We start from the raw sequence: 3689 nt of genomic DNA, 5'->3' as shown, positions 1-3689 counted from the left end.
GAGAGGGATTTTCAGCATTTTACAAACAGCATTTCACCCCTTGTGTTGTGCCAGTGTAAAATCCAAAAGGAGGAGTGCGATCCAAAACCTGCATCGGTAGATACCACGAGAATTGAAGAAGGAAAGAGCATTACCGTAAAACTGCGTTCACCATTCAAAAACACTTGCTATCGCTATGGAATCATGCTAAAATGAATGCATAGATATCCATACAAATAGCGAAGCGACCCCCAAAATTTCGAAAGGTTGGTAACACTATGAGTAAGGAAAAAAGAATGCCCAAACTGTGGGAAGCCCTGTTGACGCTGGCGATCCTGATCGCGGCACTCGCGGTCGGTATCATCATCTTCGGTGTTGACCCGCACGTCCCCATGTTTGTCGGCGTGATGGCAGCCGCCCTGATGGCGCTGCATCTCGGCTACAAATGGGAAGAAGTTGAAAAGTCCATGATGGACGGCATCTACAAAGCATTGCAGTCCATCTGCATCCTGATCATCGTCGGTATCCTGATCGGCGTGTGGATCAACGCGGGCGTTGTGCCGACGATGATTTATTACGGCCTGAAAGTCCTCAAGCCCGCGATTTTCTTCATCGCGTGCGTTCTCATTTGCTCCATCACCTCTCTTGCCACCGGTACGTCCTGGGGCACGATGGGCACGATGGGCGTTGCCCTGATGGGCATTGGCTTCGGCCTTGGCATGAGTCCCGGCATGACCGCCGGCGCGGTCCTCTCCGGCGCCTACTTCGGCGATAAGATGAGCCCGCTGTCCGATACGACGAACCTCGCTCCCGCCATGGCCGGTACGGACGTTATCACCCACGTCAAGGCCATGATCCTGCCCACCGGCATCACCTACGCCATCACCCTGATCTTCTTCGGAGTTCTCGGTGTGATGCAGTATCACGGCGGCGATGCGGATATGTCCCGCGTGATCGAGTTCTCTAACGCGCTGAACGCCGCGGAGGGCGGTATCTTCAACATCAGCCCGTTGCTGCTCCTGCCTCCGGTTGTCGTTATCGTGGCAGTTGCCCTGAAGGTTCCCGCGATCCCTGGCATCACCCTCGGCATTGTTGCCGGTGTCATCCTGGGCCTCATCTTCCAGCCCGGTGCCTGCACGCTTGGTACCATCTTCGATTACGGTAAGAACGGCTACTACTTCTCTGAGGAAGCGCTCGCCATGTTCGAAGCCAGTCTTTCTCCCGAAACGAGCTACACCATGACGAGACTGCTGGAAAGCGGCGGTATCATGGGTATGATGTCCTCCGTCTCCATGACGATCATCGCCATGATGTTCGGCGGTATCATGGAGCAGACCCACCAGCTCGAGGTCATCGTCAACTCCCTCAAGAAGTTTGCCAAGGGCCCTGCGGCTCTCGTTGGCCTGACCGAAGTGACCTGCGTTCTCTCCAACGCCACCATGCCCGAGCAGTACATCTCCATCGTGGTTCCCGGCCGTATGTATGCCGAGGAGTATCACAAGATGGGCGTGCACCCGGCAGTTCTGTCCTCTGCCCTTGAAGGTGCCGGTACCGTTACCTCCGCTCTGATCCCCTGGAACACCTGTGGTGTGTTCATTAAGGACACCCTGAACATCGCTCCTTGGGGCGCCGGCGGTTACGGTCCCTGGGCCATCTTCAACTGGCTGATGCCCATCATGAACTGGCTGTGCGTGCTGATCGGCTGGACGCTCAAGGATCTTGCGGGCAAGCCCTTCAAGAAGAGCAAGAAAGTCGCGCAGTAAATCAGTTAGCGACCCAACAGAAAGGTCCCTACCTAAAGGAATTAAAAAATCATGACAATGAATCGGAATCAATATCCCTGTGTGGAATTCGATCTCGATAAATTGGCAGCGAATCTGGCAGCGCTCGTAGAGCGCTGCCATGATTCGCTCATCGAGGTCGCGGGCGTCGTCAAGGCTGTGTCATCGCTGCCGGAGATCGTGCGCGTTTATGAAGAGAGCGGCGTGAAGTTCATCGCCACGTCCCGCATCAGCCAGATGCGCGCGATCCGCGAGGCGGGTATCTGCAAAAAGCCGCTGATGCTCATTCGTATCCCGATGCTCTCCGAGCTCCCCGACGTGGTGGAGCTGTGTGACATCAGCCTGCAGAGTGATATTATCGTGCTGCGTGCGCTGAACGAAGAGACCAAAAAGCAGGGCAAGGTGCACGAGGTCATCCTGATGATGGATCTCGGCGACCTGCGCGAAGGCTTTTGGAACGAGGAGGATGCGCTTGATGCCGCGCTCGAGATCGAGCATGAGCTCAAAAACCTGCGCCTTGCGGGCGTGGGCGTGAATCTGAGCTGCTACGGCTCTGTTTTGCCGACCAAGCGCAATATGCAGGCGCTCGTCAGTCTGGCGGCAGACATTGAGCACGAGATCGGAAGACCTCTCGACTATATCAGCGGCGGTGCATCCACCTCGGCCTATATGGCAATGAACGGCACGATGCCCTATCGCATCAATCTGCTGCGTCTCGGCGATATCGGGCTTCGCGGAGAGTCGGACAATTTCTCCCCTGATTTTTTGCATAAGGATGTGCTGACGATCAAGGCCGAGGTCATCGAGTGCCGCGACAAGCCGAGCTTTCCGGTCGGCGAGCTGGGTGTGGACGCCTTCGGCGAGGTCGGCCACTACGAGGATCGTGGCATCCGCCGCCGCGCGCTCATTGCGATGGGCCGCGTGGATTACGGTAACTGCTTTGATCTTGTCCCGCGTATGGAGGGTATCGAGGTCATCGGCGCTTCGTCCGACCACACGATCCTTGACGTCGAGGCCGTGAAGGACAGGGTCCATGTGGGCGACGTGTTGGAGTTCGGCATCAAGGCCTACGGGCCGATGGCGTATCTCACCAGCAGCGACGGCGTTCACATGGTGATCAAGGGCGGAAAGCAAAACGCCTGATCGAAAAGAGAAAAAAGAGAGAGGAAAACGGTATGCCGACGGTGAGCGAGTTTTGGGACGGCCGTGCGCAGAATTACGACGCGCAGGTCGGCAACCACTACGCGGAGGCCTATGAGAAGACCGCCGCGCACTTCAAAAAATATCTCAAGCCGACGGATGCCGTGCTGGACTTTGCCTGCGGGACGGGGATCGTGACGTTTGCGGTCGCGCCCTCGGTGCAGTCTGTGCGCGCGATCGACGTATCCGGTGAAATGGTGCGCCGCGCGCAGGAAAAAGTCAAAGCGCAGGGCGTGGAGAACGTGACCGTCACGCAGACGGATCTGTTCGACGGCTGCCTTGCAGAGGGATCTTTCAATGCGGTGCTGGCCTGCAATGTGCTGCTCTACATCGAAGATCGGAGCGCGGCGCTTGCGCGCATCCGCGCGCTCTTGAAGCCGCAGGGAACGCTGTTGCTGGTATCAGACTGCCTGGGAGAGGGGCTCACGCGCGAGCGTGTGTGCAAGTGGTTTGAATACAAGACCGGCAAGCGGCCCTATGTCGCATTCGATACGATGCGCTCCCTCGAGCGGTCAGTCGCCGACGCGGGCTTCGCGGTGCTGGAGCGGGAGAATCTCTTTCCCGCGCCGCCGAATTTGTTCCTTGCGGCGAAAAAGGTATAAATGCCCAAAATGTAAAGACCCCGCACACCGTTTTGAATGAACTGCACCCCATTTGTTAGACAGTATGGTATACTATCTAACAAGTGGGGTGTTTTGCTATGCCAAAAGGAGTACCAAACAAACGATA

4 protein-coding genes are annotated in these 3689 nt (G+C 56.7%); all 4 read left to right on the top strand.

The window, feature by feature from the left end; genetic code table 11:
• A partial coding sequence (locus NI20_RS15495; RefSeq protein WP_206538566.1) for a hypothetical protein occupies window positions 1-195 on the top strand: 195 nt, incomplete at its 5' end.
• An 80-nt stretch (window positions 196-275) separates the two neighbouring features.
• Complete coding sequence (gene nhaC, locus NI20_RS0105230) at window positions 276-1742, top strand: Na+/H+ antiporter NhaC (RefSeq protein ID WP_081958380.1); 1467 nt, start codon at window positions 276-278, stop codon at window positions 1740-1742.
• 51 nt (window positions 1743-1793) lie between these two features.
• Window positions 1794-2903, top strand: a complete 1110-nt coding sequence (locus tag NI20_RS0105225; RefSeq protein ID WP_033120398.1) for an alanine racemase — start codon at window positions 1794-1796, stop codon at window positions 2901-2903.
• 32 nt (window positions 2904-2935) lie between these two features.
• Window positions 2936-3562 carry a class I SAM-dependent methyltransferase gene (locus tag NI20_RS0105220; RefSeq protein WP_033120397.1) on the top strand — a complete coding sequence of 209 codons (627 nt, stop codon included), beginning with the start codon at window positions 2936-2938 and terminating at the stop codon, window positions 3560-3562.
• Window positions 3563-3689: the final 127 nt, after the last annotated feature.

Source organism: Oscillibacter sp. ER4 (assembly GCF_000765235.1).
GTDB lineage: Bacteria > Bacillota > Clostridia > Oscillospirales > Oscillospiraceae > Hominicoprocola > Hominicoprocola fusiformis.
The sequence above is the reverse complement of the archived record's forward strand: the minus strand, read 5'-3'. Positions and strand labels throughout refer to the sequence as shown.